General features: G+C 34.8%; 12 protein-coding genes. 6 read left to right on the forward strand and 6 right to left on the reverse strand.

The window, feature by feature from the left end; all coding sequences use genetic code 11:
- Window positions 1-36 precede the first annotated feature (36 nt).
- The 5 genes from R1X58_RS08970 to R1X58_RS08990 all read right to left on the reverse strand — a co-directional run bounded on the left by R1X58_RS08970 (window position 37) and on the right by R1X58_RS08990 (window position 5,026).
- The gene (locus R1X58_RS08970) at window positions 37-1,293 is read right to left on the reverse strand and encodes a glycoside hydrolase family 27 protein (RefSeq protein ID WP_240573519.1); all 1,257 of its coding nucleotides are present in this window, start codon (window positions 1,291-1,293) and stop codon (window positions 37-39) included.
- A gap of 209 nt (window positions 1,294-1,502) precedes the next feature.
- Window positions 1,503-2,591: a DUF6515 family protein gene (locus R1X58_RS08975; RefSeq protein WP_240573518.1), complete on the reverse strand. Its 1,089-nt coding sequence runs from the start codon at window positions 2,589-2,591 to the stop codon at window positions 1,503-1,505.
- Between the two features lie 18 nt (window positions 2,592-2,609).
- Entirely contained in the window at window positions 2,610-3,332 is a 723-nt protein-coding gene (locus R1X58_RS08980) for a DUF2092 domain-containing protein (RefSeq protein ID WP_240573517.1), read from the reverse strand.
- A gap of 88 nt (window positions 3,333-3,420) precedes the next feature.
- Window positions 3,421-3,822: a hypothetical protein gene (locus tag R1X58_RS08985; RefSeq protein WP_240573516.1), complete on the reverse strand. Its 402-nt coding sequence runs from the start codon at window positions 3,820-3,822 to the stop codon at window positions 3,421-3,423.
- A gap of 313 nt (window positions 3,823-4,135) precedes the next feature.
- On the reverse strand, window positions 4,136-5,026 hold the full coding sequence (locus R1X58_RS08990; RefSeq protein WP_240573515.1) for a YitT family protein: 891 nt from the start codon (window positions 5,024-5,026) through the stop codon (window positions 4,136-4,138).
- Window positions 5,027-5,479: 453 nt separating this feature from the next.
- On the opposite strand from R1X58_RS08990, the gene R1X58_RS08995 reads away from it, so the two are divergent.
- The 3 genes from R1X58_RS08995 to R1X58_RS09005 all read left to right on the forward strand — a co-directional run bounded on the left by R1X58_RS08995 (window position 5,480) and on the right by R1X58_RS09005 (window position 12,840).
- A complete protein-coding gene (locus R1X58_RS08995) occupies window positions 5,480-10,171 on the forward strand; it encodes a S8 family peptidase (protein ID WP_240573514.1) in 4,692 nt (1,563 codons plus the stop codon).
- Between the two features lie 8 nt (window positions 10,172-10,179).
- Window positions 10,180-12,159, forward strand: a complete 1,980-nt coding sequence (locus R1X58_RS09000) for an adenylate/guanylate cyclase domain-containing protein (RefSeq protein WP_240573513.1) — start codon at window positions 10,180-10,182, stop codon at window positions 12,157-12,159.
- Between the two features lie 84 nt (window positions 12,160-12,243).
- Window positions 12,244-12,840, forward strand: coding sequence for an HD domain-containing protein (locus R1X58_RS09005; RefSeq protein ID WP_240573512.1), 597 nt, complete (start codon window positions 12,244-12,246; stop codon window positions 12,838-12,840).
- Between the two features lie 2 nt (window positions 12,841-12,842).
- Here the strand turns inward: R1X58_RS09005 and R1X58_RS09010 are convergent, their stop codons facing one another.
- A complete protein-coding gene (locus R1X58_RS09010; RefSeq protein ID WP_240573511.1) occupies window positions 12,843-13,427 on the reverse strand; it encodes an RNA polymerase sigma factor in 585 nt (194 codons plus the stop codon).
- 137 nt (window positions 13,428-13,564) lie between these two features.
- On the opposite strand from R1X58_RS09010, the gene R1X58_RS09015 reads away from it, so the two are divergent.
- From R1X58_RS09015 to R1X58_RS09025, 3 genes are all read left to right on the forward strand, one after another.
- The gene (locus R1X58_RS09015; RefSeq protein ID WP_240573510.1) at window positions 13,565-14,749 is read left to right on the forward strand and encodes a FecR family protein; all 1,185 of its coding nucleotides are present in this window, start codon (window positions 13,565-13,567) and stop codon (window positions 14,747-14,749) included.
- Window positions 14,750-15,000: 251 nt separating this feature from the next.
- Complete coding sequence (locus R1X58_RS09020) at window positions 15,001-18,204, forward strand: SusC/RagA family TonB-linked outer membrane protein (RefSeq protein WP_240573509.1); 3,204 nt, start codon at window positions 15,001-15,003, stop codon at window positions 18,202-18,204.
- Window positions 18,205-18,231: 27 nt separating this feature from the next.
- A complete protein-coding gene (locus R1X58_RS09025; RefSeq protein WP_240573508.1) occupies window positions 18,232-19,671 on the forward strand; it encodes a RagB/SusD family nutrient uptake outer membrane protein in 1,440 nt (479 codons plus the stop codon).
- Window positions 19,672-19,676 lie beyond the last annotated feature (5 nt).

Below are 19,676 nucleotides of genomic sequence, written 5' to 3' on the forward strand. Positions count from 1 at the left end.
AAAAGGCTTGGTTTATCCAAGCCTTTTTTATGTCTGTTAGTTTTGTTTTTTGTCTTTATATTGAAAAACGTTATACGGAACAGATGTTCCTGTAATTTTTAAAACAACAACCCCGTGAGGAGCAACCGATTTAGTTATAGTAGACTCTTTTGAAGTTGGCTGAACCGCTTTAGACCACAAATCTTTAGTGTTATAACCTTCTGAAGCGTCAATTCCAATATCTTTTAACTTAAAGCTAATGTCTTGTTGCTCATTAGTTCTGTTTAATAAAGCAACCGCTACAATACCACTCATTGTTGATGCTACCGGTTTTGCCCAGATTTCAGTTTCGCCGTAATCAATCACTCTTCTGGCTTGGTAAACAAATGTGCTTTGGTTTAATTCAATAAGTTCTTCGTTGGTTATGATTTCTTTGGTTTCTTCCGATAGTGCGGTTAAGTCATTTCCTAACAAAAGAGGCGAATGCATTAAACACCACATCGAGAACTGAGTTTTATCTTCCTCGTAAGTCATACCACGTCCCACCTGAAGCATATCCATATCGTTATAATGTCCGTAGGAACTGTAAGGCCATAAATCGGCATTGGCGTCGATGGTTTTTAAAGCCGATTCAAAAGTATCTGCTAAGTCACCATTTATTCGCCAGGAATTAGCGACTTGTGTCACCCATTTGCCAGGGAATTTCCAACGGCAAACATTATAAATTACAGAAGGTTTTATAGATTTAGCAAGTTTACCAATTTCAGTATATCTCGATTCTTCATCAAGTCCTAACCATTCGCCGCCGCACCAGTCTACTTTTATAAAATCGAAATCCCATTCTTTTAAAAACAAGTTTAAATCCTGTTTATCATGACCGTATAAACCCATGCCAACACCAATAGTGTCTTTGTCCCAGTAAGAGGCGCAGGTGTTAATGCCAGCATCAGAATAGATGCCTGCTTTTAATCCTTTGGAGTGAATATAATCCGCCATGGCTTTCATGCCAGAGGGAAAACGAGTTTCATGAGATTTTATTTTCCCGTTTTCATCTCGACCTCCAAAATAACCATCGTCTATGTTTAAGTACGTGTAACCATAATCATTTAATTTTTGATTTACTAAAGCATCAGCCTGCCCTAGAATAATATCTTCATTAATATTTACGCGATAGTTGTTCCACGATGCCCATCCCATTAATGGAGGGTGGAGTGTGGTGTTTTCAAGTGGCTTTTCAGAAGTGTTTGGAGTTTTACATGAAAATATTAAAACGGATAATAATAAAGTGTAAGATAGAAGTTTGTATGGTTTCATTTAATAAAAGGTGTATTCTCAAAAAGTTTTAGTTCTTGGATTTGAGTTGATTGTTTATTAATCAATAACACACAAAAAGTAGTAAACCCTTGCTTGCTGTGCAAAAAAAAAAGAGTAAGGAATTTATATTTCAAAAAAAAACGCCCTCATTAAAAGAGAGCGTTGCTATGGTTGCTATGGTGTTCCCATTAATTGTTTTAGTGTTGTTTTTATTCGTCTTCAAGCACATCTACGATTTCGTACATGTCTTTACCGTCTACCTGAATAGGTTGGTAATACGTATCTCCAAACTGTACAAAGGTCTGGTCGCCAATTTTAACTTCTTCACCACCTTCCGGTAAGTTTGGTACAATGGTTCCGGCTGTTGCAGGTACCACAATATAACCATCGGCATTTTGTTCATAAAAAGCACCGCCATAATAGTAGTTATTGGTTTCGTTAACCGTGACTTTTTCGGCCTCGGTAGGGATAGAAGGTACCTGAGCACCAATTGGTGCCTGAACAGCTTCAAAACCATCTTCGGTTTTTAAATAGTACGTGCCATTGTCGTAATGGTATTCCTCGTTATTATCATTGCTGTCGTCAATAATGGCAACAATAATGGCTGTTGTGGCTAATGTGGTTACAAAATAACCCCATGGATGCCAGTGTGGACCCCAGTAGTATGGGCGATACGGGTGGTAGAAATATGGTCTGTGGCAGTAAAATCTAAAACCTCCAAAAATGTAAGGTGGTCGCGAATAATGCGAATGGCTGTGTCTTACATAAGTGTTTCTGTGGTTGTGGTGATTGTTATTAACATTGATGTTAATATTGTTATGACTGTTATTAATGTTAATGTTATTGTGCCCACCACCGGTATTTCCAGGTCTTCGATTTACCGTTTTTACATTTGAAGTATTTTTATTTCGATTAATAACTTGTTTGTTATTGTTGTTATTTGTTGGTTTATTTCTGTTAATAACCTGTTTGTTATTATTGTTTGTAGTCGGTTTGTTTCTATTTATAGTCGTTTTGTTGTTTGTATTTCGGTTGGGTAAATTGTTTCTGTTAACCACTTTGGTATGACCACCATTTATGGAGCCGCCTCGGTTTGTTGGGGTTGTGACTTTTCGGTTTGCTGAAGTGGGTCTGCTTACCGGGCGACTTGCCGGTTTATGAGCCATGCTTGTATTGCCACCTCTTGACACCGGATGTTTTAAGCGTTGTGCGTTTAAGTTTTCGGTGGTTCCCAAGCTTAAAATAACTATTAAGGCTGTAGCTGAAAAGTATTTAATGCTGTTTAATATAAGTTTCATAGTTATGTTTATTTAAGGTTAGGATTTTGCCATAATACTGATTAAACTGGCATGCGGTGGCGGGGTGAAATTGTATATGGTTTCCGGAATATTTGGGTTTAACTCCCAGTTGTTGAAATTAGTTTCAAACTGTAAGTTGCCTTCTTTTTTGTATACAATAATCAGGCGTTTTGGTAACATGGTTGTGTTGCTTGTTATCCACAGCTGAATGTGTTTTTCATTATTTGTTGCAGTAATGTAGAAACATTTTTCGCCATCAATACTGCGTTGTCCTTCATAGCTTATCGTGTTGAAATCTTCAATAAGATCATCTGTAAATGATGGGTAGAAAAAATCGGCTGCCGGAAACTTAAAATCGAATGCGGTATGCATGGAGTCGATCATGGTTAAAATGGTGTCTGGTGCTTCAAGAGTAACGTAATTATTTTCACTTAATGAATAATAAGAAACATATTCGCCATCATACCAGTATCCAAAATTACCTGAGTCACCGGTAGTTGTTGAGGTGAATTTATCAGGACCTGTCATAGCTATATGGCTCATTGCATAATAAGTGCTTAAATTACCATCATGGTCTAGTTTATCTGTTGCTGTATTAATATCGAATTTTACAGATTCAAGACTACCGATGATGTCTGCCATTTTATCCAGAATGTAAACAGCTGTAGAGTCTATACTTTTTGTCTGTGCCTGAGAAAAGCAAACAGCAAAAAGGCTGAAAAGGGTTAAGAGTTTTTTCATAAAATGTTTTGTTAAAATGCTTTAGGTATAGAGACAAAAAAGCCAGATTTCACTTTAATGTTTATAAAATCTGGCTTTTAATTATGTTTTAATCTTTTCCTTTTTTACCCCAAACTTCGACTTTGGCTCTTTTGGTAAGTAAAACTTTTCCTTTGGTGTCGTATTCCATTTCTAAGTATTTTACTTTATCGCCTTTACTTGGTACGGCGTAAGGTACAGAGGACATACCATTGGTTAAAACCCCAAGGCCTTTGGCATCATATTCCTTTTTTTCACCATTTTCCATAACAATGGTTACACTTTTTAATTCCAGAGTACCCTGCGTACAGGTTATTTTTACTTTGGTAATGTCTTTTTCTGAGCCTGAAAGTGAGACTTTATCTTTTTCATTTTGAAAAGCAACAGTTTTTTCTGCTAATTTTTTCCAGTTGTCGTTTTGAGCCTGTGTAGCAACAGAAACTAAAAAGAATAGTATAAATAAATATTTCATTGTAAAAGGTTTAGGTTTAACATATTCTGTCTTAAATTTAGTGAATTATCTTCACTTTTTCTTACATCTTTTCGAATTTTAATATTTAGATAACTTAGGTGAATTAAAATTGAATGGAAAGACTAATACTTTGGTTTAATATGAGTTAAGTTGTGAGGTTGTTCGTCTAGCGATACTTTTTGATAAAATACATGAAAATGCCCCTGTTTTTATAACTCAACAAATCTCGGACGAAACTCGAACAAAACCCGAACAAGAAACGAATCGAACCTCTGGCGTTATTTTTTAATTAAAATATTAAAAATGAATGGTTTTAGTGGTTGCTTCGTTTGCTTACAATACCGCCTCCAACTTCATTAATATTTTGCACATACATAAAGGCTTTTGGGTCTGCTTTGCTAATCGCTTTTTTTATTTTATGCACCTCAATTCTGGTGACTACGGCAACAATAATATCGCAGTCTTGTTTTATACCGTAAGACCCAGGTAAGTTACCGCGTTCGCCTTTGTATACGGTAACTGCCTTTTTAAAATCGTTAACTATTAACGATTTTACCTTTTCAGAGTCTGGGGCTATTATGGTTAAGGAAATAAGTTTTTCAAATCCGTCAACGACATAATCAGATGTTTTTAGTGCCGTATAAAATGTGACAATAGAATACATGGCTTTTTCGATGCCTAAATAGAAGGCAATGATTAAAAATAAGGTTGTATTAATTGTCATAATAATTTCAGCGGTAGATAGTCCAATATTTTTGTTGGTGTAAGCGGCAATAACTTCAAGTCCGTCTATTACACCGCCTCCGCGGATAACAAATCCAATACCTAATCCAACAAAAACACCACCAAATATTGCGGTTAAAAAATGGTCGTTAGTGACTTCCGGTACAGGTAAAATGTGCATCATAAGTCCTAATAGAATAACAGCAATAAATGAGCTGGCTGCAAAATTTTTGCTAATTTTTAAATAGCCTATATACACAAAAGGAAGATTAAGTAAAACCAGAGGTATACTCACACTAATGTGATAGAACTCATGAATTAAAATGGAAATACCTAAAAGACCACCATCCAGAAAATGATTGGGTATCATAAAACCTTTTATGGCAAATACCGCAAAACAAACACCTAAAAGGGTTAAGGATAAGGATCTGAACGAAAAAATGGTTTTGAAGTGTAACTCTTCAGAATTAACATGACTCATAGACATTAAATTAAATAATGAAACTTATAGATTGCTGCTAATTAATTCGAAAAGAGGTGGTTCTGGTTTTGGTTGAGGCTAGTCTAAGGTACGCAAAAAAATATATAGTTGGAGTATTGGTGAAGAAATAGTAAAACCTCTTGTGGTGTTTGTTGCTTAAAATTGGTGTTTGTTATTGCGCTTGTTAAGTATTTGATAATCAGTTAAAAAATAAAACATGTTAGTTTTTAAATAATCAATGGTTTTATTGATGAATACTTAATTTATTAACATAAAAAGTGAGACTATGTTAAATATTGGTTTATTTGCTTAAGAATCAATTATTTGTGGTAAATTTACGAGGCTTCTCGGGTCACCTCTCAACCTCTCTAAGATTTATGTTATAGTAATTTTTAATCATTTTTTACGAATTAGCGCATCGTAGAAAGTGGGTTTAACATTAAATCTGTTTTTATGAAAAAAAATTACTTACCTCAGGATGTCTTTTTGTTTTGCCTCATAGTTTTTTTTATTTCATTACCGTCTTTTGCACAAAAGAATAAAGATATATTGCCAGTTGTTGAATGTGTAAAAGATTTAACCAATGGTCTGTATCAGGCTACTTTTAGCTATTATAACCCAACTAATAAGGAAGTTGTGATTGATGAGTCGGGTAGTATTGTTAAAACAAATAACGGAAAAAAAGTAGCTAAAGGTTTAAATAAATTCAAGCCAGGGACTGTTGAAAAGGCGTTTACAAAGATATATGGACCGCATGATTATGTAGAGTGGACTATTATTAGTAACGGAAATACCCATACCGTTATAGCGAATGCTAATTCGAATAAATGTTATGATGGCGATGGTATTGTTTTCCCTGTGGTGGGGAATAATGGAAAATCTTATGATATTATTGGTCAGAAACTTTCAGCTTTATGTGATGGTGTTGCAGGAGAAACACCTTCCGATTTAATTTTTCAAATTGATGAAGGAAAGGTGTTAGTAGAGATTGTGCCTAAGGCCGGTGAAATGCAAGCGGTTTTGGATTTATTACAAGGCCCGGTCTTCAATATTCCTGATTCTGATTTTCTACTGGCTGTATCTGAATATCTAAATTTGGCTGCAATTGATGTGTATATTACCCCTTCTGATGTATGTCTCCTTAATAATTATTCAGATATTATAAATTTTGCAAGGCCCGTTTATCCAGCTTACAATAATTCCGGAGGAATTGTTTCGCAAGGTGATGGCGCGCAGACTTCAGATTTGGTGAGACAATCCTTTCGAATCATTCAAAGCGATGGAACGGTTTTACCTGTAGACGGAACGGGAGTAAAGGTAGGGGTGTTATCTGATAGTTATGATATGGCCTTGGGAGGTCCGCAATATGCTGCTCTAGATGTTGAAAATGGGGAATTACCTTCTGGTGTTCAGGTTTTAGCTGACAATAAATATAAATCATCTGATGAAGGTCGTGCCATGTTACAGATTATTCATGATGTAGCGCCCGGAGCTTCTTTAGCATTTCATACCGCAACGGCTTCTCCAAGACAGTTTGAAGTGGGATTTAATGCGTTAAAAGATGCTGGTTGCGATTTGATAGTTGATGATATAACGTTTATAACTGAACCCTTCTTCGGGATTGGTAGAATTTCAGAGAGTGTTCAGGCTTTTGTAAGTCAAACAGGTGGATTTCATTATACCTCCGCAGGTAACATTGCGAATAAAGGTTATCAGGCTAATTTTAACAGTTCTTCAGGAACGCCAATAACGAATTTTATTCCAGGCGGAACACCTACAGTTGCTCATGTTTTTGGAACGAATTCTAATGGTTCCGAGGATTATTTACAGAAAATAAGTGTTGTTCCGGGAACATATTTGGTTGTACTGCAATGGAAGGAAGATGTGGCATCACAACAAAATCAGGTTGGAGCCGATAACGATTTGGATATTTATATTGTTGATGATGCGGGTCGATTATTAGTTGGTAATAATCGTGTAAATGTGAATGGAGACCCGACTGAAATTATAGTATTTAAAGCCACAGGGACAGGCGATGCGAATATTTTAATAACGAGTGCAAACGGACCAACAAATGTGCCATTTAGATATATTGCGTTCAGAACAACGGCCGAAGATGGTACACTAGATGGTCTTTCATTTCCAGAGTACTTCGGTACGGGAGCACCTACAGTTAGCGGACATGCCATGACACCGGAATCCATTACCATTGGAGCTGTAGATTATAGGTTTGCAGATAGTCCGGTAGCGGAAGCGTTTTCAAGTTATGGAGGGTTATTAAAAGATGGTGTAAATTTAGAAATTGATATGTATGCGCCGGATGGCGGTAATACAGCTTCCACAACTATTGGTCAATTGGCAACATGTGACACTTGCGATAAAGATGATGCACTAAATTTTTATGGAACTTCTGCTGCAGCACCTCATGCCGCCGCCGCCATGGCATTACTTAAGTCGGCATTACCATATTGGTACCCTGATGGTTCGGGAGCCTCAACATTTTCCGATGCTGATGCCTTGTCAACGTTTAAGAATACAGCGGTTGGTTTCACAGCTCGGGATGGCGGAGCAGCACAGTTTTTAAATACGGTAAATGCTTTTAAAAGTCTGGCGGCACAGACAGCTAATATTACGTCTTTAACTATTTTAACAGGGAATCCGGGAGCAGAACCTATTCAGCTTTCTATTATAGGAGAATTTTTTCCGTCTTTAAGTGAAGAGCCATACCCGGCTAAGGTATATTTTGATGGTAAGGAAATTACGGATATTCAGGTGATTTCCGATACAGAAATTATAGCAATAATTCCGGAGTTTACAGGAAACCCGGATTTAAAAATCTATACAGCACCAAAACCTGGAACTGAAGGGAATGGTGGGTTTTCCGATCCGGTTAAAATTTTACCTGATGGCAGATATGCTATTAATATTGTGCCAAATAATGCTGTTTTTGAATATGGTCAGGATATTAGTTTATCGTATTATGTTCAAGGTCTGCCTCCTGAAGATATTGGTGATTCAACCCTATCTTTTCCTGAGATTATGGCCGCTTTAGGATTTCCTGAAGTCGTGTTAAGTTCGGGAGCGGACGAAAAATTGGCATTAGGAGAATATCCCATTGTTTTCGATTATGTAATTACACCATCATTTGCAGAAGAGTTATCAGAAGATTTATCTGAAAAATATCAGGTAAACTTCGTTTCAGGCTATATCGATTCAGATCCGGAAATAGGTAAAATAGGGTATTTGACGATTACTAAAAAAGATTTAATAATTACACCTGAAGATGTAGAGTATACTTATGGAGATCCAATTACTATTGGATTTAATTATCAATTTAATGGAACAGGAATATCTGATGAAGAAGGATTTAGGTTATTGATTGATGAAACCCATGCCAGTGATTTTAAGGATGGTATTCCAAGTAAGTTTCAGGCAGTTGTTAATAAATTCCAGGCTGTAGTTAATAATTATGATTTGAGTTTTTTGAATGGTGGAAGTTGGAGTGCGTCTGAACGTACAATCCAGAACAAATTTCAGGCTGTAGTAAACGGAATGAATATTATTAGTTTGAGTAATGAAAATATAATCAATTATATATCTTCAAAAGAAGATTTTGATAGTGGAACAACAAGTAAGTTCCAGGCAGTTGTTAACAAATTTCAGGCAGTTGTAAATGCAGAAGATTTATTTTCAGGAAATGTGGAGTTAGGAATCGAAAACAAGTTTCAGGCGGTTGTTAATAAATTTCAGGCTGTAGTGAATTCAGATGATCCGGAACATCCTTTTAAGGATTATGCTGAGATGTTTACTATTATAGATGCTGAAGATGCGCCTCCGGAAGATGGTTCGGATGAAGAACGGGCTATTTCTGAAATATATGCATTAAATATGCTAACAAGTGTAGAGGTTACAACAGAGGAAGATAAGAATTATGTGTATCCAGGAGCGTTTTTAAATGCCATGTCGGCAAACTTTAATATTACGTATGGCATAGGGAATGTTATTATTAATCCTAAGGATTTAAATGTAAGTACAGAAAACATTTCCATTCCTTATGGAACTGATTTGACTGAAGCCATGCTTTTGGATATTACAACATTTGATGGTTGGGCATTTGAAGGTGAAGCTAAGGAGTCTGTTGAAATTGTTTTTCCTGATGGCGTGCAATTCTATTTTGTGAAAGATAATCAAGAGTTTCAATTGTCAGAGCTTAGTACATTAGGTGAATATCAGATTAAAATAAGAGATCCTAAAAATTACGTTATAAATTCTTTGTATGATGAATCCTATGGCACTTTAACCATAACCCCTGCAACACTTCATGTTATTATTTCTCCTGATGATTCTGTTGTACTTCAAGGTGAATATCCCGATTTAACTTTCGAATTTGATGGCTTTGTCTCCGGTGATGATGAAAGCACGGTCTTTCCAAGTGGTGTGCCTTATTATTTTGTAGATGATTCAGGTAGTAGTTTTAACGATACCAGTATTCCAGGATCGTATTATATTAAAATAACAGAACCTGAAAATTATATTATAATTTCTAATACATCTCATGTATTCGTGAACCCTTCAGATAGCAATAGAAAGGTAAGAACGTATGCAGATTGTGTTGCTTACGATCCGAATGCTATAGGAGATTTAAAATATACAGTAGTTTACAGATATGAAAATGATAATAATTATCCTGTATATGTTAATGAAGGAGAAGATAATAAGCTAACAGGTGCACTTCATAGTGGTGTTTTACCAACAGTATTTATGCCAGGTGAAGGAATATTTGAGATTAAATTTGATGGGACACAATTGGTTTGGAGTCTAACAACCTATGATGGTACACAAAAAAGTTCGGTATCCTCGGCATCTACCAGTGAAAGCGGTAAATGTGATGCTAAACTGGATGGGGCATATTCCGTTTATCCAAATCCGGTTTCAACCATATTATATATTGAACAAAACATCATGGAAAATAATGTTTCTGTTTTGGTAATTAATATGTACGGATTTGTAGTCATCGATGCAGGAACATTTGATAGCCCTCTTAGTACTAAGGAAATCAATATGTCAAGTTTACCAACAGGTCTATATGTTGTTAGGATAGCCAGTGAATCAGAATTAAGAACCTATAATATTTTAAAAGAATAAATATTTCTATGAATTTAAGGCAAGGGTTACTTCTTATTTGTATATTTTTTCTGTTAACCTATTCAGGTTTCGGCCAAAATAGTTCTATAGATAGTATTAAAAGAATTGTTAACTCAGGAGTAAGAGATACATCTATGGTAACAGCTTTAAATGCAATGAGTAAAGCAGTTTTAAGAGAAAATATTACCGAAGCCAAATTGTACGCAGAACAAGCTAATGAATTGGCTGTTGAATTAGATTTTAAAAAAGGGAAAGCATATGCTTTAAATAATATTGGTCTTACTCAATATTTTCAAGGAAGATATTTAGATGTACTTAATTCCTGGACGGAGTCTTTAAAAGAATTCGAGTCAATTCATGATACTATTGGAATGGCTAATTTGGTCAATAATTTGGGGGCTGTCTATTATAGTCAGGGAAGTAATGTTAGGGCTATGGATTATTATTTACGTTCTTTAAGTATTTCTGAAAAATTAAAGGATCCTTTTAGAATTTCGTCGGCATTATTAAATATAGGAGGCTTATATGCAGAGATGCAGAACTATGATAAGGCTCTCGAATATTACAATAGATGTAATGAATTTAAGGATAATTTGAATGATTCGCAGCTTATTATCAGTTATTTGATGGGTGTTGGAGAGGTTTATTATAAAAAAGGACTTTACAATGAAGCGCTTTATTATTACCAAGAGGCATTGTCCAGTAATGAAACAGTTACATTAAGGGCAGATAATCTAATAAAAATAGGTAAGGTTCTTTTAAAGAAGGATGAAATTCAGGAATCTATCAAATATTTTGATGAAGCTTATGAGGTGGCTAATGCAAATAACCAGCAATTATTGGTGGTTCAGGCCTTGGATGCTTTAGGAGAAGTTTATAGAAAAGAAAATTTTAATAAATCTGTTGCAGCCTACAAAGAGGCAGAAGCCTTAGCAAAAAGTATTGAAGCTAACGATGAGTTAAGAGATATATACAAAGGGTTGTCCAGTACTTATGCGATAAATAGTGATTTTGAAAAAGCTTACTACTATAATGAATTATACGTAGCTAAAAAAGATTCTTTATTTAACCTGGAAACAGATGATAAAATACGAGGACTTCAGTTTGATTTTGATTTAGAGAAAAAGGAAGATCAAATTGGTCTTTTAGAGAAAGATTCAGAAATTATGCAGCTCAAGCAAAAAAGACAAAAAAGTGTTATTCTGGTTTCTTTGTTAACTATTCTCGTTGTATTTATATCAGCGGTGGGACTATATAAACGCTATAAGTTTGTGAAGGCAACAAATCTAATTATTGAGCAGGAGAAGAAACGATCAGAAAATTTATTACACAATATTCTTCCTGAAGAAACGGCAGTTGAGTTAAAAGAAAAAGGTAAAGTAGAGGCTAAGAAGTTTGAATCTGTTACAGTATTGTTTACCGATTTTAAAGGTTTTACCTATTTTGCTAAAGATTTGTCTCCGGAAGACCTTGTAAATAGTGTAGATTATTACTTTTCCAAGTTTGACGAAATCATGGAAAAATATGGTATCGAAAAAATAAAAACTATCGGTGATGCCTATATGTGTGCCGGAGGCTTGCCATTCCCAACTTCCGATCATCCTTTTAAAGTTATTATGGCGGCTTTCGAAATTGCCCAGTTTATTGATGAATCGAAACGAAATGCCGGAAAAAATGTAACTACATTCGATATTCGTATTGGTGTTAATACCGGCCCCATAGTTGCCGGAGTTGTTGGAATTCATAAGTTCGCTTACGATATCTGGGGAGATACTGTAAATGTAGCTTCAAGAATGGAGTCGCTATCAGAACCCGGTAGAATTAATATTTCTGAAAACACTTATGATATTGTTAAGGATGTTTTCGACTGTAAATATCGGGGTGAGATTGAAGTGAAAAATCGTGGAATTATGAAAATGTTTTTCGTAAACGGAATAAAAGATCAGGGATTTTTAGATAGGCTTCAATTGAATAGGACTGCTGTTTAAATAATTTATTATATTTAATAGGAAAAATATTATAATTCAATCTTTGTTGAATCCAATGATTGTTGGAGAATAAAGCAATAGCGTATGAAAGGCTACTTAAAATTAAGAAAACATGCTCTACATATTTTAAACACAGAATTACCTGAAGAACTTTGTTATCATAATATTATTCATACGCTTGATGTTCTTAACGTGGTCAATAAATATATTCGAAGACAAAAAATTGATAATCATCATGCTAAATTATTACGCATAGGAGCTATACTTCATGATATTGGCTTTACCGTTGGAAGAGAAAATCATGAAGAAAAAGGTGTTGTTATAGCCAAGCGATTAATGCATCAGTACAACTTCTCTGAAAAAGATATTAAAATTGTTAAAGGATTGATTTTGGCCACCAAAGTGCCACAATCTCCAAAAACTAACTTGGAAAAAGTAATATGTGATTCAGATTTGGATTATCTGGGAAGGAGAGATTTTTATGTTACCGGAGATCAGCTTTTAAAAGAATTGAATAATCAGGGGTTTAATCTGGATGTTGAGGAGTGGAATAAAATGCAGATAACATTTTTGAAAGATCACAAATACCACACCGAGTTTGCTAAAAAGTACAGAAAGCCTAATAAAGTGAAACGTATAAAGGAATTAGAAAAGTTAATTGAGAATGAAATTGCGAAATAGTATTATTTCTTAATATCGAAAAGAATAAACAGTATTTCCTTTAACTGACTTCCTATTAAGTCTCTTAAAATGCGATAGGCTTTTGTAATCTGGCCTTCAACCGTTTTTACCGATATATTTAAGTATTCTGCAATTTCAATATTGGTCAATCCGTCCTGCTTACTCAGTAAAAATATTTCCTTGCATTTTTTTGGAAGTTCCTCGATCCCTTGAGTAACCATTGCTATTTTTTTAGCTAACATTTCCCCATTATCTTCATCAATTGTTTCGTTTATAGCTTCAATATAAGTGTCTTCTATTGATTGAAAAGGCTTTTCTTTGCGGTAATGACTAATAAAATTGTTAAAGGTAGATTTATATAACAGGTTTTTTATTGGTAAATCTGGGTTTAGTTTTTTTCTGTATTTCCAGGTTTTTAAAAATGTATTTTGAACAATGTCTTCTGCTGTATCATGATCTTTACATAGATTTAGTGCATAAATAAAAAGAGGCTTGTGGTAGGTGTTTATAAGGTTGGTAAAGGCCTCTTCATCTCCTTTTTGGAGTAGAAGGATTAAATTTATATTATGCTCATGTGATGCAGACATTAAATAGTTTGTGTCAAAAAAAAGGAAATGTTTCGTAAATGTCACAAAAAAAATAATAAAAAGTAAAAAAAGAAAGAATAAAAGCAAGGGTGGGTAATTTTTGTTGAGTATTAATTAAAAAAACAACGTAGTAATACATGTCTAAAGAAATAGAAGATATATTATTAAAGTATTTATCGAGATCGGCTAATCCCGAGGAATTAAGACAGCTTTCAAAATGGTTGGAAGATTCGAAAAATAAGCAAATCTTTAAAGAATTTGTGAAGACGAATTATGCTATAACTTATAGTGTAAATCATCCGAATACTAAAGCTACGGTCGAAACTTTAATGAATAAAATACGTAAGGAGCCTAAAGTATTTAAGCTTCAAACGGTATTTAAGTATGCTGCAATATTAATTTTATTTATTGCCGTTGGAATTGGTGTGTATAATGAGACGTATAAAAATGAAGAGGTTATTGTAGAAAATGCTCTAAAGGAAATCCTTCCGGGTGATCAAAAGGCAACATTGGTTTTATCTGATGGTAGCGTTGTAGATTTGGTGGCTCATCAGGACGAATTAATTTCGAAAGACGAGCTTGCAAGTATTCAAAATACAAAAGAAGGTTTAGTGTATGATGCATTAACAAATCAGGACGAATTAATTACCGAACAGCCGAAAATAAACACCTTAAATGTTCCAGTTGGTGGTGTGTATCAAATAAAATTACCTGATGGGACTAAGGTGTGGTTAAATTCGGCAACATCGTTAGAGTTTCCAGAGCGATTTGTAGGAGAGCAACGTGTGGTAACTTTAAAAGGAGAAGCCTATTTTGATGTAACGAAAAGCAAGCGTCCTTTTATAGTAAAAACCAATTCGGCAGATATCACTGTTCTCGGAACTCAGTTTAATGTGTCCTCTTATGAAGATGACGGATATTTCTCTTCAACATTAGTAGAAGGAAGCATTGCATTAAATTCAAATTTAAAGGATCAAAGTAGTACAATATTAGCACCTGGACAACGTGCCGTAATTGAAAAAATGAATCCAAGTATCGATGTGGCTTCGGTAGATACTCAAGTCTACACGGCATGGAAAGAAGGTAAGTTCTATTTCGAGCGAGAAAGTTTAGAGCAGATTCTGGTAAAAATGAGTCGTTGGTATAATGTAGATGTCATTATAGAAAATGAAAGCTTAAAAAACGAAACATTTACCGGTGTAGCGTATAAAAATAAACCGGTAGACTATTTGCTAAATATGATAAGTAAAACCACTAAAGTCAATTATAAAATAACAAAAAGTACAAGTTCAGGAAAATACGAAATAACACTAACCAAGTAATATTAGTGACAGAAAAATGGGAAATGCTGCAACATTCCCCATTTAGATTTTGTTAGCTAATAAAAACTATTAAAACTCAATAAATTAACTAAACACACAAATGTATGGAAAAAAAGTTAACCGCAACAACTTGTAGGTTACTCAGTAAACACAACCCCTTAATTATACGATTCATGAAGCGTTCTCTCATGTTATGTGTCGCATTTTTTAGTATATCAGTTTTTTCTTTTTCGCAGAAAGTAACCTTGAAAATGGGTAAAGTAAAACTTTATGAAGCCCTTAAAGAAATAACAGAATCGGCTGATGTAGACTTCTTTTATAGTGATAAAGAAGTAAATGTTGATCGCATTGTCTCTGTAAATTTTAATAATGCAGATGTTTTAGATGTACTTCATACCTTATTAGGTAACACCTATAATTTTCAAAAAAACGAAGAAGGAATTATCTTAATAAGTCCAAAATATACCACAACTTTTAAAAATGAAATAATTGTAAAGGGGGTGGTTGCCGACAACAATGGGATGCCTTTACCAGGGGTTACCGTGCTTGTTAAAGGAACTAAGTATGGAACAACAACAGATTTCGATGGTAATTATGCCATACGAGCAGATGAGTCTTCCACTTTAGTTTTTAGTTATATTGGATATAAAACAATGGAAGTTGTTTTAGAAGGAAAAACAAAAGTGGATGTTGTTTTGCAAGAAGATGTAAGCACTCTTGAAGAAGTTGTAATTACAGGTATTGTTGAACGTAAAAAGGAAAGTTTCTCAGGAGCGACTACAACCATAAAGGGCGACGAATTAAAAGCTATTGGGAACTTGAATATTATAGAAAGTTTAAAAACTTTAGATCCTTCATTTGTTATTGTTGAGGATAATTTACTGGGATCGAACCCTAACCGACTGCCAAATATTGAGTTGCGTGGTAAAACAAGTATCTCTACTGATGATATTCGCGATGAATTTGGAGGAAATCCTAATCAGCCGTTGTTCGTTTTAGATGGTTTTGAAACCACCTTAAGAACGATTATCGATTTAGATATGAATCGTGTGGCATCTATTACCTTACTAAAAGATGCTGCTTCAACCGCTTTATACGGTTCCAGAGCTGCGAATGGGGTAATAGTTGTTGAAACAAAGCGACCAGCTCAGGGGCAGTTAAAAATCAATTACACTAGCGATTTTAGAATTGAAGCTCCAGATTTAAGTGATTATAATTTAATGAATTCGAGACAAAAGCTGGAATATGAAAAATTATCCGGTTTTTGGACGGCTAGTAATCCAGAGAATTTTGAGGCCCAGTTTGGATTAGATCAGCAGTATAATAAAATATTAGCTGAAATAGAACGCGGTGTTGATACGTATTGGTTAAATGAGCCAGTACAGGTTGGGACTTCATTGGCACATTCGCTTTATGCAAGTGGTGGAGCAGAAAACATTACTTATGGTGTAGGGGTTAATTATCGCGACCAGGAAGGTGTGATGATAGGTTCTGGCAGAAGAACCTGGGGAACTAATTTAGATTTAACATACAGAAAAGGAATGTTAAATATTAGTAACCGTCTACGAATTAATGGTTATGATGCCGACGAGTCACCTTACGGCTCATTCTCGTTGTATGCTCAGGCTAATCCATATTTTAGAAAATACGATGAAAATGGAGAAATTTCAAGATTTTTAAACCTTGATCAATACTGGGATGGTAGTTATGGTAAACTATTGATTTCAAATCCATTGTATAATGCAGGTCTTAATTCTTACGATAATACCAAGAATACCCAGATTACAAATAACTTACAGGCTATATTAACAATTACGCCTAAATTGCGTTTAACCACACAGTTTCAAATTAACAAAGCGACCACTACGGCAGAAGTGTTTGTAGATCCTTCAAACACAAAATTTACCAATTTAGACTATACTCAGGCAGGTACCTATAGTTTTAATCAGTCAGAGTTATTTAGTTACAATCTTAATACCATGGCAACCTATGCAACTGTGTTAAATGAGAAGCACTCATTTACAGTGAATTTAAGAGGTGCAGTGGAAGAAAGTAATACGAGAAGAATTGGAATGAATGCAGAAGGTTTTCCAATAGGAACCAATGGGAATCCTAGCTTTGCTTTTAGCTATAAAGAAAACGCTAAACCAACTAATACAATTAATGTTTACAGAAGAGTAAATGTGGTTGGTAGTGCCAATTATAGTTATGATAAAACATATTTCATAGATTTGAATTACCGTTTAGATGGTTCTACAGTATTCGGATCAAACAATCCGTATACACCGTTCTGGTCGGCAGGTGCTGGTTGGAATCTGGCAAATCAGTTTAATTTAGATGAAGATTATGTGTCTACCTTACGATTAAGAGGAAGTGTGGGGCAAACAGGAAATCAGGGATTTGGTAACCTGGCAGATACTAGTATTTACGGATATTTAACTGGAATAAATAATTTTGGTCAGTCTATCGATTTAACTACCCTTGCAAATCCAGATTTAGAGTGGCAAAAAACTCTGGATTACAGTTTTGGTATCGAAGCCACCTTACTAAAAAACAGAATTACTACTCAATTTAACGTTTATAAAAAGTTAACCGATCCGTTAGTGGTTAAGATAGATAAACCATCGTCTACAGGTATTACATCTTATCCAATTAACGCCGGATTAATGAATACTACCGGGATTGAAAGTATGGTGAAATTCTCACCGGTATTTAATTTGAAGGACCAGATTGTTTGGACAGTAACATTAAATACAGCAACAGTAACCAGTAAATATGATAATTTCAATAACTTATTACAAAAACTAAACGAAGAGGCTACAAATAATAATTCGTTACAACGTTATTATGATGGCTATAGCCCAGACGATATGTGGGCTGTAGAGTCTCTGGGTATCGATCCTGCCACGGGAGAAGAAGTATTCTTAACTCTAGAAGGTTTGCCAACCTTTGAATACAGTTCAAAAGATATTAAGAAAATTGGAAACAGCCGCCCATCTGTCGAAGGTGTTATTGGAAACACATTCAGATACAAAGATTTTACAGTAGGTGTTAATTTAAGATACCGTTTAGGTGGTGATGTATTTAATAATGCGCTATATGAAAAGGTTGAAAATATTTCATTAAATGAGCGTATATTCAATCAGGATGTTAGAGCCTTAACAGACCGTTGGAAGAATCCTGGAGATGTTTCTCAGTTTAAATCTATCTCAAATTTTGATTCTGTTCGTATGTCATCTCGTTTTATACAGGAAGAAAATGTACTTATAGGAGAATCTATTTCTTTAGGGTATCAGTTCAGAGATAAGCCTTGGATGAAATATGTTGGATTGGAACGTTTAAATTTAAATGCTTACATGAACGATATTTTTCGAGTGTCTTCAATTCAATCGGAAAGAGGTATTAATTACCCATTTGCCAGAGCCATATCATTTAGTTTAAATGCTAATTTCTAAAAAAGATAAAATAACATGAAAATATATATGAAACATATAGTAGCACTAATAACCTTGTTGATGTTGGTGTCTTGTGATGATTATCTCGATGTAAAACCAGAAGATAAATTGTTAGAGGAGCAGGTGTTTGAGTCTGAAGCCTCAATTTTAAATGCCTTAAATGGAATTTATACCAACATGACAAAAAATAGCACTTATGGCGGAAATTTAACCATGACGGCTGTAGAAGCATTAGGGCAGCGTTATAAAGTGGCTAATACAAGTCATGATTGGAATCTTATTGCAAATTACGATTACGAATCGTCTCGAGCGATAAGTGTTTTTAACGCTATCTGGGCCGATCAATATGTTAACATTCTTAATATAAACAATTTTATAGCTGGTATAGAAGCGAATCCAGGAACGTTAGACCCGGATAAAGAAAGTATGGTATTAGGAGAGGCATACGGTTTACGAGCTATGTTGCATTTCGATTTGTTACGTTTATTCGGACCGGTTTATACAGTAAATCCAGATAAGGAATCGATTCCGTATTACGATAATAATTCCGGAGATACAGAACCGCTTTTACCTGCAACCGAGGTTATGGCTAGGGTGTTGAGCGATCTTGAAAAAGCAGAAACTTTTTTAGCTAACGATATTATTATCGAGTATGGACCTTTAGATATAGGTTTGGGGGTAATCATTGATGATCTGAGTAAGTATTACTTAAGCAGACAGTACCGCTTTAATTATTATGCAGCAAAAGCACTACAAGCCAGAGTACATTTATATGCCGGAAATACGACGGAGGCTTATAATGCAGCTACATTTGTTATTGAAAATGCTTCGGAATGGTTCCCTTGGACCGATGAAGCAGATATATTTACGGAAGCTGCCAATCCCGATCGTTCGTTTTCTAATGAAATTGTGTTTGGCTTAATTAATACAGCAATGTACGACAGACACCGTAGTTATTTTGCACCATCAGTGGTAGATAATAAAATTTTAACTGCCGATGAGTTTAATTTAGAGCAGGTTTTTGAATTTAATACGCTGGATTACCGTTATAATTCAACCTGGCAGCAACCAGGATCTGGAGCCAAGCCGTACAAAACGTTTTTAAAATATGCTGATGTTAACGATAACAGAACAACATTCAGATTTAAACAATCTTTAATTCGATTAACGGAAATGTATTATATCGCAGCCGAAACCGAAACCGATTCGGTAAAAGCGTTGCAGTATATTAACACGGTTAGAAATAACCGAGGTTTACAGAGTTTAACGACTGCCGATAATATTCAAAATGAAATTCTAAAAGAGTACCGTAAAGAGTTTTATGGAGAAGGTCAGTTATTCTTTTATTACAAGCGCTTAAATGTACAATCAATTCCAAGCGGAACGTCTGGTGTATCACCTTACCAGATGGGAGCCGATCAGTATGTTGTGCCATTGCCGACATCAGAAACCGAATACCGTAATTAAAAATA

The sequence above is a fragment of the Aestuariibaculum lutulentum genome (genome assembly GCF_032926325.1).
In the GTDB taxonomy this organism is placed as follows: domain Bacteria; phylum Bacteroidota; class Bacteroidia; order Flavobacteriales; family Flavobacteriaceae; genus Aestuariibaculum; species Aestuariibaculum lutulentum.

Bases quoted from the DNA above. Each gene is read 5' to 3' on its own strand.
- R1X58_RS08975 (WP_240573518.1), bottom strand. From the start codon at position 2,591: ATGAAACTTATATTAAACAGCATTAAATACTTTTCAGCTACAGCCTTA.
- R1X58_RS09020 (WP_240573509.1), top strand. From the start codon at position 15,001: ATGGGTAAAGTAAAACTTTATGAAGCCCTTAAAGAAATAACAGAATCG.
- R1X58_RS09010 (WP_240573511.1), bottom strand. From the start codon at position 13,427: ATGTCTGCATCACATGAGCATAATATAAATTTAATCCTTCTACTCCAA.
- R1X58_RS09015 (WP_240573510.1), top strand. From the start codon at position 13,565: ATGTCTAAAGAAATAGAAGATATATTATTAAAGTATTTATCGAGATCG.
- R1X58_RS09000 (WP_240573513.1), top strand. From the start codon at position 10,180: ATGAATTTAAGGCAAGGGTTACTTCTTATTTGTATATTTTTTCTGTTA.
- R1X58_RS08980 (WP_240573517.1), bottom strand. From the start codon at position 3,332: ATGAAAAAACTCTTAACCCTTTTCAGCCTTTTTGCTGTTTGCTTTTCT.
- R1X58_RS08985 (WP_240573516.1), bottom strand. From the start codon at position 3,822: ATGAAATATTTATTTATACTATTCTTTTTAGTTTCTGTTGCTACACAG.
- R1X58_RS09025 (WP_240573508.1), top strand. From the start codon at position 18,232: ATGAAACATATAGTAGCACTAATAACCTTGTTGATGTTGGTGTCTTGT.
- R1X58_RS08995 (WP_240573514.1), top strand. From the start codon at position 5,480: ATGAAAAAAAATTACTTACCTCAGGATGTCTTTTTGTTTTGCCTCATA.
- R1X58_RS08990 (WP_240573515.1), bottom strand. From the start codon at position 5,026: ATGAGTCATGTTAATTCTGAAGAGTTACACTTCAAAACCATTTTTTCG.
- R1X58_RS08970 (WP_240573519.1), bottom strand. From the start codon at position 1,293: ATGAAACCATACAAACTTCTATCTTACACTTTATTATTATCCGTTTTA.
- R1X58_RS09005 (WP_240573512.1), top strand. From the start codon at position 12,244: ATGAAAGGCTACTTAAAATTAAGAAAACATGCTCTACATATTTTAAAC.